This is a genomic window from Variovorax monticola (assembly GCF_051216855.1).
GTDB lineage: Bacteria > Pseudomonadota > Gammaproteobacteria > Burkholderiales > Burkholderiaceae_C > Variovorax.
In genome coordinates, this window is sequence record NZ_JBPJZP010000006.1 from 480,275 (window position 1) to 494,320 (window position 14,046).

Here is a 14,046-nt window from a genome sequence, read left to right on the forward strand (position 1 = left end):
ACAAGACAGTGCGACGCCGGCCTTGGTGCCCTGTCCCCTGTATTGCTCCCTCTCCCGCTTGCGGGAGAGGGCTGGGGTGAGGGCAGCGGACTCCACGGCCCGGAAAACGTCAATCCTGGAACGGCGCCTTCTTCCCCAGCTTGCGAACCACCAGCCCAGGCAGTCGAAAGACAAATTCGACCATCAGCCGCGCATGCATCCAGGTCAGCAGCACGTTGTCCCGCCCATAGCGAAAGTGCGACACCCCGCCTTCCTCCGCCGTCAGGTACTTCACCGGTGCATCGATGTTCACCGGCTTCACGCCGCGCCAGGCCAGCCGCACCACTGCTTCGGTGTCGAAGTCGAAGCGCCGCATCCAGGGCTGGCGCGCCATGACGGCGATCAGGTCGGGTACCGGGTACACGCGAAAGCCGTAGAGCGAATCGCCGACGCCGGCGAACAGGGTTTCGAGCTGCGTCCATCCGTTCGACACACGCCGCCCGCGCACGCGCAGCAGCGGCGCGCTGGCATCGAACACCGGACGGCCCAGCACCATCGTCTCGGGGCGGGCCAGCGAGGCTTTCATGAACGCGGGGATCAGGTCGGCCGGGTGCTGCCCGTCGGAGTCCGTCGTCAGCGCATGCGTGAAGCCCGCGTCCTGCGCGGCACGCAGCCCGTGCAGCACGGCGGAACCCTTGCCCTGGTTCTGCGGCAGCAGCCACACGCGCAGCCCCGGGTCGCTGGCTGCCATCTGCTGCAGCCGCTCGCCCGTGCCGTCGTCGCTGCCGTCGATCACCACCCACACAGGGCTCCATTGCGCGCGTGCCGCGGCAACGGTCGAGAACAGGCGTTCGCCCGTGTTGTAGCTGGGAATCAGGACAAGGTGGGTGCGCGAGGCGTCTGGCATTCGGGGGACGCGTCGGTGGCGCGCTGTTCCAGGTTTTGGCGAAAGTAATGTTCCAGCTCGGCCTGCAGCACGTCGCTGTCCTGCGTCGGCGCAAAGCGCTTGCCGAGCCGCAGCGTGAAGACGATCGGCAGCGGCGGCACGCGCCACAACGGCCAACCCTTGCCGAGGTAGGGCGAGTCGGTGTCGATGAACACCGTTTGAATGGGCGCCTGCGCCAGCTTGGCAATCAGCGTGGTGCCGGGGCGAAAGGGGTTGAGCGGCGGGTTCACGGTGCGCGTGCCCTCCGGGAAGATCACCAGTTGGCCGCCGTTGCGCAGGTCGTTCACCGCCAGGCGCACCATCACGCGGGCCGACTTGTTGCTGATGTAGCGCGCCAGGCGGGCGCCCGCGCCCAGGAAGATGTTGCCCATCAGGTCGGCCTTCATGATGCAGGCGCTGCGCGGCAGCCGCGCCACCAGCAGCAGCGCGTCGAGCATCGTCGGGTGGTTGGCCACGAAGATCACGCCGGGCTCCTTGCGCATCGGGTCCAGGCACGAGGCATCGATGCGCATCATGCCGGTCACCGAGGCCAGCCACCAGAACATCCGGTAGGCGAAGGCGATCGTCGTGCGGCCGAGCGCGCGCGCCGGCGCGGCGGGCATCACCGGGTAGATCAGCATGGCCACCACGTTCCAGGCCAGCGAGATCAGGCCCAGGAACAGCAGCAGCGCGTAGAGCATCAACGCGAGCGGAATGGACGTGAGGAATCGCAACACGCGAATCATTGAATCAGGCAATCGGACGGCCAGCGGTCGGACAAGAACCGGTCAGGCCCGCAGTTGGCCGGCCGCGACCGTGTGGGCCTCGATCTCGACCAGCAGGTCGCTGCGGCAGATGTCCGCTTCGAGGTACACCGCATGGCGCGCCATTGGCGCCTCTGCGCCGAGCGTGCCTTCGAGAATGCTGCGCACCGCCTCGGTGTCCGAGGGGTGGCGCACGTAGACCACGCAATCGAGTTCGGAGAGCGAGAACTTCGCCGTGCCGCGCGCGTTGGCTGCATCGACCACCGCCTGCAGGTTGCGCAGCGTCTCGCGCGTCTGCTCCAGCACGTCGCCGTGGTGAAGGGTCTCGTGCCCGACGATGCTCGCGGTGCCCGAGATGAAGAGCGCGATGTTCCCGTCGCCGATGTCCGACAGCGCCGCGCGTGAGAACGTGGGCGAGCGCGGTCCGTAGGTTTCGGGGTAGCGGTAGGCCGAGACCTGCCTTGGGTTTTCGACCGGCAGCGGCGCCTGCTGGCCGGCCAGGAAACGGATCGACAGCGCGCCCTGGTGGATGCCCAGCGCGCAGGCGGCGGGTGCGCCTTCGAAGGCGGCACGGCCGGCTTCGAGAAACGCTTCCTGGCGGCCTTGGTTGAACTGGCGGTAGCGCTCCAGCCCGCCGCCGTCGGCGTTGATCTGGGGCAGGTAGTTCCAGATGCGCTGCAGGTGCTGCGGTGCGCCGGCCTGGTCGAGCGTGTTGAACAGGTCGCGGTAGGCGCGGTGCGCCAGCTCGGCCAGGCCCTGTTTTTCGGTGGCCTCGTCGAGGTCGATGGCGCCGAGCAGCCAGTGGCCGTCGGTGCGCCAGCGCGCGATGCCGGTGGTGCCCGACTCGATGTGCGGGCCGCTCACGTGCCACACGTCGGCCATGGCGCCTTGCGGCGACAGCACGCGCGCGTTGACGGTCGGCATCCACGCCACGCCATGCGGTGTGCCGTAGCCGAGCGCCGCGAAGGGCGCCTTGCCGCCGGTGGCCAGCGCAAGGCTGTCCCGCAATGAAAGGCGCTCGACGCGCAGATGGGAAGAGGTTTCGTCCTGAGCTCGCACTGTCAACTGGCCTCGGGAATGTGTTCTGGTTTGACGGCGGTATAGGCGGAGAAGACGCCGAGGCTGGCATGTCGCTGCACGTCGCGAAAACCCGCGGCGGTCAGCGCCTGCATCACCCGTTCGGGCGGAATGCAGGCCTCGATCGTGTCCCAGTAATAGCGCCACAGTTCCGAGGTGTTGCGCTGGCGGCCCACCACGCGGGCGATCAGCGGCACCACGGCGCGCATGTAGCCCTTGAGCAGCATCGTCGCGACGCGGCCCTCGGGCTTGGTGATCTCGAGCACCGCCACGCGTCCGCCCGGACGCAGCACGCGGTGGAACTCGCCGAAGGCCGCGGCCACGTCGCTGATGTGGCGCATGGCGTAGCCCATGCTCACGAAGTCGCAGCTGGCGTCCGGCCGGGGCAGCGCCTCGGCGACGCCGCGCACCAGTTCGACGCCGGGCAGCTTGACCTGGCCCATCATTCCGGGGCTGGGGTCCACGCCCACGAGGTGGCCGGTGGAGCCGATGAGCTTGAGCGCCTCGCGGGCGACCAGCCCGGTGCCGATGCCCACGTCGAGCACCTGTGCGCCGGCGGCCAGGCCGGCCTGGCGCAGCGCCGCGCGGCGGTAAGAGGGGCCGGTGCCGAAGGCCAGCACGCTCTCGATGCGGTCGTAGTCCGCGGCGGTGCTGTCGAAGATGCGCAACAGGAACGCCTGGTGCTCCGCCTCTGTCTTGTAGTACAGCGGCAAGGGAGCGTGGGGCGGCAGGGTGTCGGGAATTCCCTGCTCGACGGAAGGCGATGGCGTCATCGAACGATTATCACCAAAAGCCCCAGCCCGAAATCCGGGGGGTGGCGGGGCGTTGTGTGCGCCGGACAGTAAACTCGCGGCTTGCTTTGAAAACACAAGACAGCGAGATAGAAAGCCATGGCCGGACACAGCAAATGGGCGAATATTCAGCACCGCAAGGGCCGCCAGGACGAGAAGCGCGGCAAGCTCTGGACCCGCGCCATCCGCGAGATCACGGTGGCCGCCCGCGCCGGCGGCGCTGACCTGAGTGCCAACCCCCGGCTGCGGCTGGCGGTGGAAAAAGCCAAGGCGGTCAACCTGCCGATCGACACCGTCAAGCGCAACATCGACAAGGCCACGGGCAACCTCGAAGGCGTCAATTACGAAGAAATTCGTTACGAAGGGTACGGCATCGGCGGCGCGGCGATCATTGTCGACACCATGACCGACAACCGCGTGCGCACCGTGGCCGAAGTGCGCCACGCCTTCTCCAAGTACGGCGGCAACATGGGCACCGAAGGCTCGGTGGCTTTCCAGTTCAAGCACTGCGGCCAGATCATCTTCGCCCCCGGCACCGATGAAGACAAGGTGATGGAAGTGGCGCTCGAAGCCGGCGCCGAAGACGTCGTCACCGACGACGACGGCGCCATCGAGGTGATCACCGCCGTGACCGACTTCGAAGCCGTCAAGAACTCGCTCGAGGCCGCCGGCCTGAAGCCCGATGCGGCCGAAGTCACCATGCGCGCGGAAAACACCGTGGACGTGACCGGCGATGACGCCGCAAGAATGCAGAAGTTGCTCGACGTGCTCGAGGACCTGGACGACGTGCAGGACGTTTTTCACAACGCCTCGTTGTCCGAGTAACTCACCACTGAATGTTTGTTGAATCACAGCGAGAAATGAAGGCCCGCGAATGAAGGTACTGGTAATTGGGGGAGGGGGCCGTGAACACGCTCTGGCATGGCGCCTGGCGCAGGCGACCCGTGTGAGCCGCGTGTACGTGGCGCCCGGCAACGGCGGCACGCAGGGCGATGCGCGCTACGACTGCATCGACATCACCGAGCCCGCCGCGCTGCGCGCTTGGGCCATCAAGGAAAAGATCTCGCTGACCGTGGTCGGCCCCGAGGCGCCGCTGGCGGCCGGTGTGGTCGACGAGTTTCGTGCGCACGGCCTGCGCATCTTCGGCCCGACGCAGGCGGCCGCGCAGCTCGAGAGCTCCAAGGCGTTCTCCAAGGCGTTCATGAAGCGCCACAAGATCCCGACCGCCGAGTACGAGGCGTTCACCGACGCCGCCGCCGCGCATGCCTACATCGACGCCAAGGGCGCGCCCATCGTGGTCAAGGCCGACGGCCTGGCCGCCGGCAAGGGCGTGGTGGTGGCCATGACCGCGCAAGAGGCGCACGAGGCGGTCGACTTCATGCTGGTCGACAACAAGTTCGGCGTGTCGCACAACGAAGGCGGCGCGCGCGTCGTCATCGAAGAGTTTCTGCAAGGCGAGGAAGCCAGCTTCATCGTGCTGTGCGACGGCAAGAACGTCACCGCACTCGCCACGAGCCAGGACCACAAGCGCCTGCTCGACGGCGACGAAGGCCCCAACACCGGCGGCATGGGCGCTTATTCGCCCGCGCCCGTGGTCACGGCCGAGGTGCATGCCCGCGCCATGCGCGAGATCATCCTGCCGACCATCCGCGGCATGGAAAAGGACGGCATTCCGTACACAGGCTTCCTGTACGCCGGCCTGATGATCGACCCGACCGGCCACCCGAAGACGCTCGAATTCAACTGCCGCATGGGCGACCCCGAGACGCAGCCGATCATGATGCGGCTGAAGTCCGACCTGTTCGAGGTGTTCTGGCACGCCACCGACGGCACGCTCGACCAGGTCGACCTGCAGTGGGACCGCCGCGTGGCGCTGGGCGTGGTGATGGCCGCGCACGGCTACCCGCTGTCGCCGCGCAAGGGCGACCGCATCACCGGCATTCCGGCCGAGGCGTCCGACGCCGTGGTGTTCCATGCCGGCACCGCGCTGGACAACGGCGAACTCAAGACCAGCGGCGGCCGCGTGCTCTGCGTGACCGTGCTGGCCGACAGCGTGAAGCAGGCGCAGCAGCGGGTCTACGAAGTCGCGGCGCGCGTCGACTTCGATGGTGCGCAGTACCGCAAGGACATCGGATTCCGCGCCTTGCAGGCGCGCACGGCCCCCGGCGCCTGATGCAGCACACAGACCCGGCGGCTGTCGGCGACTACCTGCGCGGGCTGCAGCAGTCGATCATCGCGGCGGTCGAGCAGGCCGACGGCGGCACCTGCGTTCGCGATGCCTGGCACAAGGCGCCGGGCGAGCCGCTGCAGGGCCACGGCCTCACCTGCATCCTGGAAGGCGGCGAACTGTTCGAGCGCGCGGGCTGCGGCTTCTCGCAGGTGCGCGGCCCCAGGCTGCCGCCCTCCGCCACGCATAACCGGCCCGAGTTGTCGGGCGCGCCCTTCGAGGCGATGGGCGTGTCGCTGGTGTTCCACCCGCGCAACCCCTACGTGCCGATCGTTCACATGAACGTGCGCATGCTCGCGGCCTTGCCCGAAGGCGGCGAGCCGGTCTGCTGGTTCGGCGGCGGCATGGACCTCACGCCCTGCTACGGTTTCGAAGAAGACGCGGTGCATTTCCACACCACGTGCCGCGATGCGCTCGCGCCCTTCGGCGACGACAAATACCCGCGCTTCAAGACATGGTGTGACGAGTATTTCTTCCTGAAGCACCGCAACGAGCAGCGCGGTGTAGGCGGCATCTTCTTCGACGATTTCTCCGAAGGCGGTTTCGAGAACGGCTTTGCGATGATCCGCTCGGTGGGCGACGGTTTCCTGCCCGCCTATCTGCCCGTCGTCGAGCGTCGGCGCCACATGGCGTACGCCGAGCGGGAGCGCAACTTCCAGCTCTACCGGCGCGGCCGGTATGTCGAGTTCAACCTGGTGTGGGACCGCGGCACGCACTTCGGTCTTCAGTCCGGTGGGCGCACCGAATCGATCCTTTTGTCGATGCCACCGCTGGCCAGCTGGGCCTACCAGCAGCAGCCCGAACCTGGCAGCCCCGAAGCCGCGCTGTACAGCGACTTCATCGTGCGGCGCGACTGGTTGTGAGCCCTTCCGGCAAGGCCCCGCGCATTGGCGTTTTCGGTGGCGCGTTCGACCCACCGCACAACGCCCATGTGGCGCTGGCCGAAGCCGCGTTGGCCCAGCTCGACTTGGCCGAACTGCACGTCATTCCCACGGGACAGGCCTGGCACAAGAGCCGGCCGTTGACACCGAAAGAAGACCGTCTCGCGATGGCGCGGCTGGCGTTCTCGGGATTGAAGGGCACCGTGGTCGTCGACAGCCGCGAAGTGTTGCGCAACGGCCCCACCTACACGCTAGACACCCTGCACGAACTGCAGCAGGAACAGCCCGGCGCGCAACTGGTTCTGATCATGGGTGCCGACCAGGCGACCGCTTTGCCGACCTGGCACGGCTGGCAGGATATACTCCGCACTGCTATCGTTTCTGTAGCGTATCGCGCACTATCGACGGGCGACACTGCTCGTTTTGATCCGAAAATGCTTCCTGGCCTCCCGGCTGGCGCGCGTTTCGAGGCGCTCGAATTGCCACTCATGGACACCAGCGCCACCGAAATCCGGCGGCGCTCGGCACTGGGCGTGGACATTTCCTCGCTGGTTCCGCCCACCGTTGCACGCTATATTGACCAACACCACCTCTACCGCTCTGCCTGATGACCACTGAAGCCGCCGCCAAGAAAGACACCCAGAAACTCCAGCGAGCCATCATCGATGGTCTCGAAGACGTCAAGGCGCAGGACATCCAGGTATTCGACACAGAACATCTGTCGCCGCTGTTCGAACGCGTGATCGTGGCTTCAGGTACCTCCAACCGCCAGACGAAGGCGCTGGCCGCCAGCGTTCGCGACGCGGTGCGCGAAGCCGGTTTCGGCAAACCGCGCATCGAGGGCGAGGAAAACGGCGAGTGGATCATCGTGGACTGCGGTGCCGCCGTGGCGCACATCATGCAGCCCGCCATACGCCAGTACTACCACCTGGAAGAGATCTGGGGCGACAAGCCGGTGCGCGCCAAGCTCGGCGGTGCCAAGCCCGCCGCATCCGCCAGTGCTGCTGTGCCGGACGAGCCTGCCGGCAAGAAGAAGCCGGCGGTGAAGGAGCCCAGCCTTCGTCGCGCCAGCGCTGCCAAGACCGCGATTCGCGCGGCCGAGCAGGAAGCCAAGGCCGCGAAGGCCCCGGCCCGCAAGCCCGCCTACAAGACCGCCGGAAAGACCTCGGCAAGGCCTGCCGCCAAGACGGCGGCAAAGAAGGCGCCCGCTCGCAAGACCGGCACCACCGCGCGCGTGCCGGTCAAGGTGGTGGGCAAGCCCGCCGCCAAGAAGACCGCTGCAAAGCCGGCTTCGAAGACCACGGCCGCCAAGAAGGCGCCTGCCAAGAAGGCACCCGCCCGCCGCGCATGAAGCTGCTGGTGGTCGCCGTCGGGCAGCGCATGCCCGATTGGGCGCAGACCGCCTGGGACGACTATGCCAAGCGCTTCCCGCCCGAGCTCAAGCTCGAGCTGCGCGCTGTCAAGACAGAGCCGCGCGGCTCCAAGACACTGGAAACGCTGTACGCCGCCGAGCGCGAGCGCATCGAAGGCGCCATTGCGCGCGGCATGCGCATCGTCGCGCTCGACGAACGCGGCACGGCGTTGACCACCAAGGCGCTGGCGACACGGCTGCAGACCTGGCAAGGCGAGGGCGATGACGTCGCTCTCGTCATCGGCGGGCCCGACGGCCTCGACCCCGCGTTCAAGGCCGCGGCCCATGAACGCATCCGCCTGTCCGACCTGACGCTGCCGCACGCAATGGCGCGGGTGGTGCTGGTCGAGCAGCTGTACCGGGCGTGGTCGGTCAACGCAGGTCACCCTTACCACCGCGAATGACGGGCGCCGACGGGCAGGCCGCGCGGCACCGCCTTGTCGATTTATTCGCTGCTGCTGCAAGCGTCTTGCCGCGTGAATTCGCCAGCGCGCCGCTGCGCGCGTCTCATCAGGAGAACCGACCTTGACCGACTTCATCTATCTCGCCTCGCAGAGCCCGCGCCGCGCGCAATTGCTCGAGCAACTCGGCATTGGCCATGCGCTGCTGCTGGCCGATGCCAGCGAAGACGCCGAGTCGCTCGAAGCGGTGCTGCCCCACGAGGCCCCGGCCACCTACGTGCAGCGCGTCACGGCCCTCAAGCTCGACGCCGCGGTGGCGCGGCTTCATCGCCGCGGTCTCGCAGAGGCGCCGGTGCTGTGCGCCGACACCACCGTGGCACTCGGCCGCACCATCCTCGGCAAGCCCGAAGATGCGAAGGATGCCGCACGCATGCTGCGCATGCTCTCGGGCGCCACGCACCGCGTGCTGACCGCCGTGGCGCTGCAGCACGGCACGCAGCGCCGCGCGGCGCTCAGCGTGTCGCGCGTGCGCTTCGCCAAGATCACCGACGCGCAGATCGAGCGCTACGCGCAAAGCGGCGAGCCGCTGGGCAAGGCCGGCGCCTACGCCATCCAGGGTGCGGCGGCCGCGTTCATCGAGCACATCAGCGGGTCCTATTCGGGCATCATGGGCCTTCCCATGTTCGAGACCGCAGAGCTGCTTCGAGGCGCCGGTTTCACTACCTAAGAATTCCATGCAAGACATCCTGATCAACTGGTCCCCGCAGGAGACCCGTGTGGCGCTGGTCGAGCACGGCGCGGTGCAAGAGCTGCACGTCGAGCGCACGCTGGAGCGCGGACTGGTCGGTAACGTCTACCTGGGCAAGGTGTCGCGCGTGCTGCCGGGCATGCAATCGGCCTTCATCGACATCGGGCTGGAACGCACCGCCTTCCTGCACGTGGCGGACATCGTGGCGCCGTTCACGCCAGGCTCGCGTCCGAGCGCACCCGCGCCCGAGCGCGACCACCGCAACGGCGGGCCGATGGTGCCGATCGAGAAGCAGGTGTTCGAGGGCCAGTCGCTGCTGGTGCAGGTCATCAAGGACCCCATCGGCACCAAGGGCGCGCGGCTGTCCACGCAGATCAGCATCGCCGGGCGGCTGCTGGTGTTCCTGCCGCAGGACAACCACATCGGCGTGTCGCAGAAGATCCCGCCGGACCAGCGCGAGTCGCTGCGCAAGCGCATGCTGGCGCTGATCGAGGCCGCTGCCGCGGCCGACAGCGGCGGCGTGGTGCCGGTGAACACCGGCGGCTTCATCCTGCGCACCAACGGCGAAGAGTCCAGCGACGCCGAACTGGCCGAAGACATCGACTACCTTCGCAAGACCTGGTCGCGCATCCGCGACGCCTCGATGCGCATGCCCGCGATGTCGCTGCTGCACCAGGACCTGAGCCTGCTGCAGCGCGTGCTGCGCGACATGACCAGCGAAGACACGCAGACCATTCGCATCGATTCGCGCGAACAGTTCGAGGTGCTGCTGAAGTTCGGGCTCGAATTCATGCCCAAGGCGGCCGGCAAGCTGCAGCACTACAAGGGCGAGCGCCCGATCTTCGACCTGTATTCGGTCGACGAGGAAATCGCCAAGGCACTGGGCCGGCGCGTGGAGCTCAAGTCGGGCGGCTACCTCGTGGTGGACCAGACCGAGGCACTGACCACGGTCGACGTGAATACCGGTGGCTTCGTGGGTGCGCGCAATTTCGACGACACCATCTTCAAGACCAACCTCGAGGCCGCGCAGGCCATTGCGCGGCAGCTGCGGCTGCGCAACCTGGGCGGCATCATCATCGTCGACTTCATCGACATGGCCCGCGACGACCACCGCGAGCAGGTGCTGGGCGAGTTCCGCAAGCAGCTGGCGCGCGACCGCGTGAAGACCACCGCGGGCGGCTTCTCGCAGCTCGGGCTGGTCGAGATGACGCGCAAGCGCACGCGCGAATCGCTGGCGCACGTGCTGTGCGAGCCCTGCGTGGCCTGCAGCGGCCAGGGCATCGTGAAGACCGCGCGCAGCGTGGCCTACGACGTCATGCGCGAGATCCTGCGCGAGGCGCGGCAGTTCACGCCGCGCGAGTTCCGCATCGTGTCGTCACCCCAGGTGATCGAGCTGTTCCTGGACGAAGAGAGCCAGCACCTGGCGGGGCTGAGCGACTTCATCGGCAAGCCGATCTCGCTTCAGTCGGAGCCCGCGATCGGGCAGGGGCAGTACGACATCGTGCTGCTTTAAGCAGCGGTCAACTTGCTCCGAGGCGCGCAGCCCGCCTCAGAGCGTCGGGTCCTGCCCCGGCTTGGCGCTGCGCACCGCCAGCGTCTGCAGCCGCGCATAGAGCCCGTCCAGCGCCATCAGCTGTTCATGGCTGCCTTGTTCGGCGATGCGGCCTTGCTCCATCACGATGATGCGGTCGGCGTGCTGGATGGTCGACAGGCGGTGGGCGACGATCAGCGTGGTGCGGTTCTGCATCAGGCGCTGCAGGGCGTCCTGCACCAACCGCTCCGATTCGGTGTCGAGCGCCGACGTGGCCTCGTCGAGCAGCAGCACGGGGGCGTTCTTGTAGAGCGCGCGCGCAATGGCCAGGCGCTGGCGCTGGCCGCCGGAGAGTTGCGTGGCGTTGTGGCCCAGCACGGTGTCGATGCCTTGCGGCAGGCTTTGCACGTGCGAACTCAGGTTGGCGGCTGCAATGCACTCCAGCACGCGCTCGCGGTCGATCTGCGAGCCCAGCGCCACGTTGGCGGCGAGTGTTTCGTTGAGCATCACAACGTCCTGGCTCACCATGGCGAACTGCGCGCGAAGGCTCTTGAGCGACCATTCGCTGGTGTCGCGCCCGTCGAGCAGCACCTGGCCGCCGCTGGGCTGCACGAAGCGCGGCAGCAGGTTGACCAGCGTGGTCTTGCCCGAGCCCGAGGGGCCGACGAAAGCCACCACCTGGCCAGGCTCGATGACGAGGCTCACGCCGTCGAGCGCGCGCTGCTCGTCGGCGCCGCGGTAGTTGACCTGCACGTTGCGCAGTTCGATGCGGCCTTCGGCGTGCGCCAGCGAGAAGCTGCCTTGCGACTCGGGTGCCACCTCGTCGATCAGCACCAGCCCGCGCTCCAGGGCGGCCAGGCCGCGCGTGATGGGGGCCGCCATGTCGGCCAGGCGGCGGATCGGCGCGATCAGCATCAGCATGGCCGTGATGTAGGCGACGAAGCCGCCCACCGTCAGGCCCTGTTCGCCGCTCTGCCAGAGCGCGATCATCACCACGACCGACAGCGCCAGCGACGCCATCATCTGCGTGAGCGGGGTGGTGGCAGCCTGTGCGATGGTCGACTTCACGGCCAGCCGGTTGAGCCGCTGGCTCAGTTGCTCGAAACGCTCGCCCTGCGCCGCCTCGGCGCCATGCAGACGCACCACGCGGTGCGCCAGCACGTTTTCCTCGACGACGTAGGCCAGCTCGTCGGTGGCCTGCTGGCCCTGCTGCGTGAGGCGGTACAGGCGCTTGGAGAACACCTTCATGATCCAGGAGATGCTGGGCACCAGGAAGGCCACGATCAGCGTGAGCTTCCAGTTCAGGTAGACGAGGTAGGCGAGCAGAGCGATCAGCGTGAAGCCGTCGCGCGTGAGGCCGAGCAGCGCCTGCACCAGCAGCATGGCGCCGGTCTGCACCTCGTAGACCACCGTGTTCGACAGCGCACTGGCCGACTGCCGGGTGAACAACGCCAGCTCGGCGCCCATCAGCCGCTCGAACAGCACGCGCCGCAAGCGCTGCATGCCTTCATTGGCAATGCGCGACAGGGCATATTGAGAGATGAACTGGGCGATGCCGCGCACCGCGAACAGCAGCAGCACGGCGGCCGGCACGATCCACAGCGCGAGCTGTCCGCGGTTGAAGCCGCGGTCGAGCAACGGCTTGAGCAGGGCGGCCATCAGGGGTTCGGTGATGGCCGCCATGAAGGCGCCGATCAGGCCCGTTGCCCACCATTGGCGTGAGCCGCCGAACCAGGTCATGAGTCGCGCCAGGCGGCGCATCAGGGGAGGGCGCGCGTTCTCGCTGCCGGGGGAAGGTTGCATGGCGGCGGATTCTACGGGGGGGCGTTTTCGCGGCCAGTCGCAAGTGCATTCATGGGGCCGTGTAGGACCGCATCGCCGGATAAACGTTTTGTGACGGCGTGTCCGGGCCAGTGTGTAACATGTGCCCCGTCACGCCGGTAAGAAACTTTTTCGCCGGAAACCTCTCCGAACCGCATGAACAAGCCGTTGCCAACTCCAATTCCAACTCCTTCTTCATCGTTATTTGCTCGCCGCACGCTCATTGCGGCCCTTGCAGCCACTCCCATGCTTCCTGCACTGGCCCAGTTCCGGGTCGAGGTGTCGGGTGTCGGGCTCACGCAGCTGCCGATCGCTCTCGTTCCCTTCAAGGGACAGGAAAGCTCGCCACAAAAAATCTCGGACATCGTCCAGGCCGACCTGGAACGCAGCGGGCAGTTCCGCGGCGTCGACGCTTCGGGTCAGGCGCTGGACGAGGCCTCGCGCCCCGACCTGTCGCTGTGGCGCCAGCGCACGGCCGATTCGCTCGTGGTGGGCAGCGTCAGCAAGCTGGCCGATGGCCGCTTCGACGTGCGTTTCCGTCTGTGGGACGTGGTCAAGGGGCAAGATTTGGGCGGCCAGAGCTACACGGTGCCGCAAGGCGACCTGCGCCTCGCCTCGCACCGCATCGCCGACTACGTGTACGAGAAGCTCACCGGCGAAAAGGGCATCTTCTCCACTCGCATCGCCTACGTGACCAAGGGTGGCAGCCGCTACTCGCTGTGGGTGGCCGACGCCGACGGCGAAAACGCCCAGGCCGCGCTGGCCAGCCCCGAACCGATCATCTCGCCGTGCTGGTCGTCCAACGGCCAGCAGTTGGCGTACGTGTCCTTCGAGTCGCGCAAGCCGGTCGTGTACGTGCACAACGTGGCCAGCGGCCAGCGTCGCCTGCTCGCGAACTTCAAGGGTTCCAACAGTGCGCCGGCCTGGGCACCGGACGGCAATTCGCTGGCCGTGACGCTCAGCCGCGACGGCGGCTCGCAGCTCTTCACCATTCCGGCCAGCGGCGGCGAGCCGCGCCGCCTCACGCAGAGCTCCAGCATCGACACCGAGCCGGTCTACTCGGCCGACGGCAGCACCATCTATTTCGTGAGCGATCGCGGCGGCGCGCCGCAGATCTACAAGATGGGCGCCAGCGGTGGCAACCCGACCCGGGTGACCTTCAGCGGCACCTACAACATCTCTCCGTCTGTCAGCGGCGATGGCCGGTGGTTGGCCTACATCTCTCGCGTGGGTGGCGCCTTCAAACTCCATGTAATGGAGTTGTCCACAGGCACCGTGAACGCCATCACGGACACGACCGCCGACGAAAGTCCGAGTTTTGCCCCCAACAGCAAATTGATCGTCTACGCCACGCAACTGCAAGGCCGTGAAGCGCTGATGACCACTACGCTGGATGGAAAAATAAAGGCCCGGCTGGCAGGACAGGCGGGAGACATAAGAGAACCGGACTGGGGTCCGTTTCAAAAGCAATGATCAAGGTTTATTTGAGG

The 14,046-nt window shown here is 67.3% G+C and carries 14 protein-coding genes; 9 read left to right on the forward strand and 5 right to left on the reverse strand.

The genetic code is table 11. From position 1 onward, the window contains the following. Positions 1 to 109: 109 nt before the first annotated feature. Genes ACSFA5_RS23340 through ACSFA5_RS23355 form a run of 4 tightly spaced genes read right to left on the reverse strand, consistent with a single transcriptional unit; the run spans position 110 to position 3,518 of the window. Positions 110 to 886, reverse strand: coding sequence for a glycosyltransferase family 2 protein (locus tag ACSFA5_RS23340; RefSeq protein ID WP_435446414.1), 777 nt, complete (start codon positions 884 to 886; stop codon positions 110 to 112). Further along, positions 853 to 1,641, reverse strand: coding sequence for a lysophospholipid acyltransferase family protein (locus ACSFA5_RS23345; protein ID WP_435446415.1), 789 nt, complete (start codon positions 1,639 to 1,641; stop codon positions 853 to 855). The genes ACSFA5_RS23340 and ACSFA5_RS23345 overlap by 34 nt, the downstream gene beginning before the upstream one ends. A 51-nt stretch (positions 1,642 to 1,692) precedes the next feature. Further along, a complete protein-coding gene (locus ACSFA5_RS23350) occupies positions 1,693 to 2,676 on the reverse strand; it encodes a chorismate transformation FkbO/Hyg5 family protein (protein WP_435446416.1) in 984 nt (327 codons plus the stop codon). Positions 2,677 to 2,729: 53 nt separating this feature from the next. Beyond that, positions 2,730 to 3,518, reverse strand: coding sequence for a class I SAM-dependent methyltransferase (locus tag ACSFA5_RS23355; RefSeq protein WP_435446417.1), 789 nt, complete (start codon positions 3,516 to 3,518; stop codon positions 2,730 to 2,732). Between the two features lie 117 nt (positions 3,519 to 3,635). Between ACSFA5_RS23355 and ACSFA5_RS23360 the strand changes: the two genes are divergently transcribed. From ACSFA5_RS23360 to rng, 8 genes are all read left to right on the forward strand, one after another. Beyond that, positions 3,636 to 4,361 carry a YebC/PmpR family DNA-binding transcriptional regulator gene (locus tag ACSFA5_RS23360; RefSeq protein ID WP_435446418.1) on the forward strand — a complete coding sequence of 242 codons (726 nt, stop codon included), beginning with the start codon at positions 3,636 to 3,638 and terminating at the stop codon, positions 4,359 to 4,361. 49 nt (positions 4,362 to 4,410) lie between these two features. Beyond that, entirely contained in the window at positions 4,411 to 5,709 is a 1,299-nt protein-coding gene (purD, locus tag ACSFA5_RS23365; protein ID WP_435446419.1) for a phosphoribosylamine--glycine ligase, read from the forward strand. After that, entirely contained in the window at positions 5,709 to 6,626 is a 918-nt protein-coding gene (gene hemF / locus ACSFA5_RS23370; RefSeq protein WP_435446420.1) for an oxygen-dependent coproporphyrinogen oxidase, read from the forward strand. Before purD ends, hemF begins: the two co-directional genes overlap by 1 nt. Continuing rightward, positions 6,623 to 7,252 (forward strand): nicotinate (nicotinamide) nucleotide adenylyltransferase, encoded by a 630-nt coding sequence (gene nadD / locus ACSFA5_RS23375; protein WP_435446421.1) that lies wholly within the window; start codon positions 6,623 to 6,625, stop codon positions 7,250 to 7,252. Before hemF ends, nadD begins: the two co-directional genes overlap by 4 nt. Next, positions 7,252 to 7,995, forward strand: coding sequence for a ribosome silencing factor (gene rsfS, locus ACSFA5_RS23380; RefSeq protein WP_435446422.1), 744 nt, complete (start codon positions 7,252 to 7,254; stop codon positions 7,993 to 7,995). The genes nadD and rsfS overlap by 1 nt, the downstream gene beginning before the upstream one ends. Next, positions 7,992 to 8,459: a 23S rRNA (pseudouridine(1915)-N(3))-methyltransferase RlmH gene (gene rlmH / locus ACSFA5_RS23385; protein WP_435446423.1), complete on the forward strand. Its 468-nt coding sequence runs from the start codon at positions 7,992 to 7,994 to the stop codon at positions 8,457 to 8,459. The genes rsfS and rlmH overlap by 4 nt, the downstream gene beginning before the upstream one ends. A gap of 121 nt (positions 8,460 to 8,580) precedes the next feature. Then, entirely contained in the window at positions 8,581 to 9,183 is a 603-nt protein-coding gene (locus tag ACSFA5_RS23390) for a Maf family protein (protein ID WP_435446424.1), read from the forward strand. 7 nt (positions 9,184 to 9,190) lie between these two features. Beyond that, positions 9,191 to 10,717, forward strand: a complete 1,527-nt coding sequence (rng, locus tag ACSFA5_RS23395) for a ribonuclease G (protein WP_435446425.1) — start codon at positions 9,191 to 9,193, stop codon at positions 10,715 to 10,717. A gap of 36 nt (positions 10,718 to 10,753) precedes the next feature. Here rng and msbA read toward each other — a convergent pair whose 3' ends face one another. Further along, the gene (gene msbA / locus ACSFA5_RS23400) at positions 10,754 to 12,538 is read right to left on the reverse strand and encodes a lipid A export permease/ATP-binding protein MsbA (RefSeq protein ID WP_435446426.1); all 1,785 of its coding nucleotides are present in this window, start codon (positions 12,536 to 12,538) and stop codon (positions 10,754 to 10,756) included. A 264-nt stretch (positions 12,539 to 12,802) separates the two neighbouring features. Here msbA and tolB point away from each other — a divergent pair, with 264 nt between their 5' ends. Continuing rightward, entirely contained in the window at positions 12,803 to 14,029 is a 1,227-nt protein-coding gene (tolB, locus tag ACSFA5_RS23405; protein ID WP_435438272.1) for a Tol-Pal system beta propeller repeat protein TolB, read from the forward strand. Positions 14,030 to 14,046: the final 17 nt, after the last annotated feature.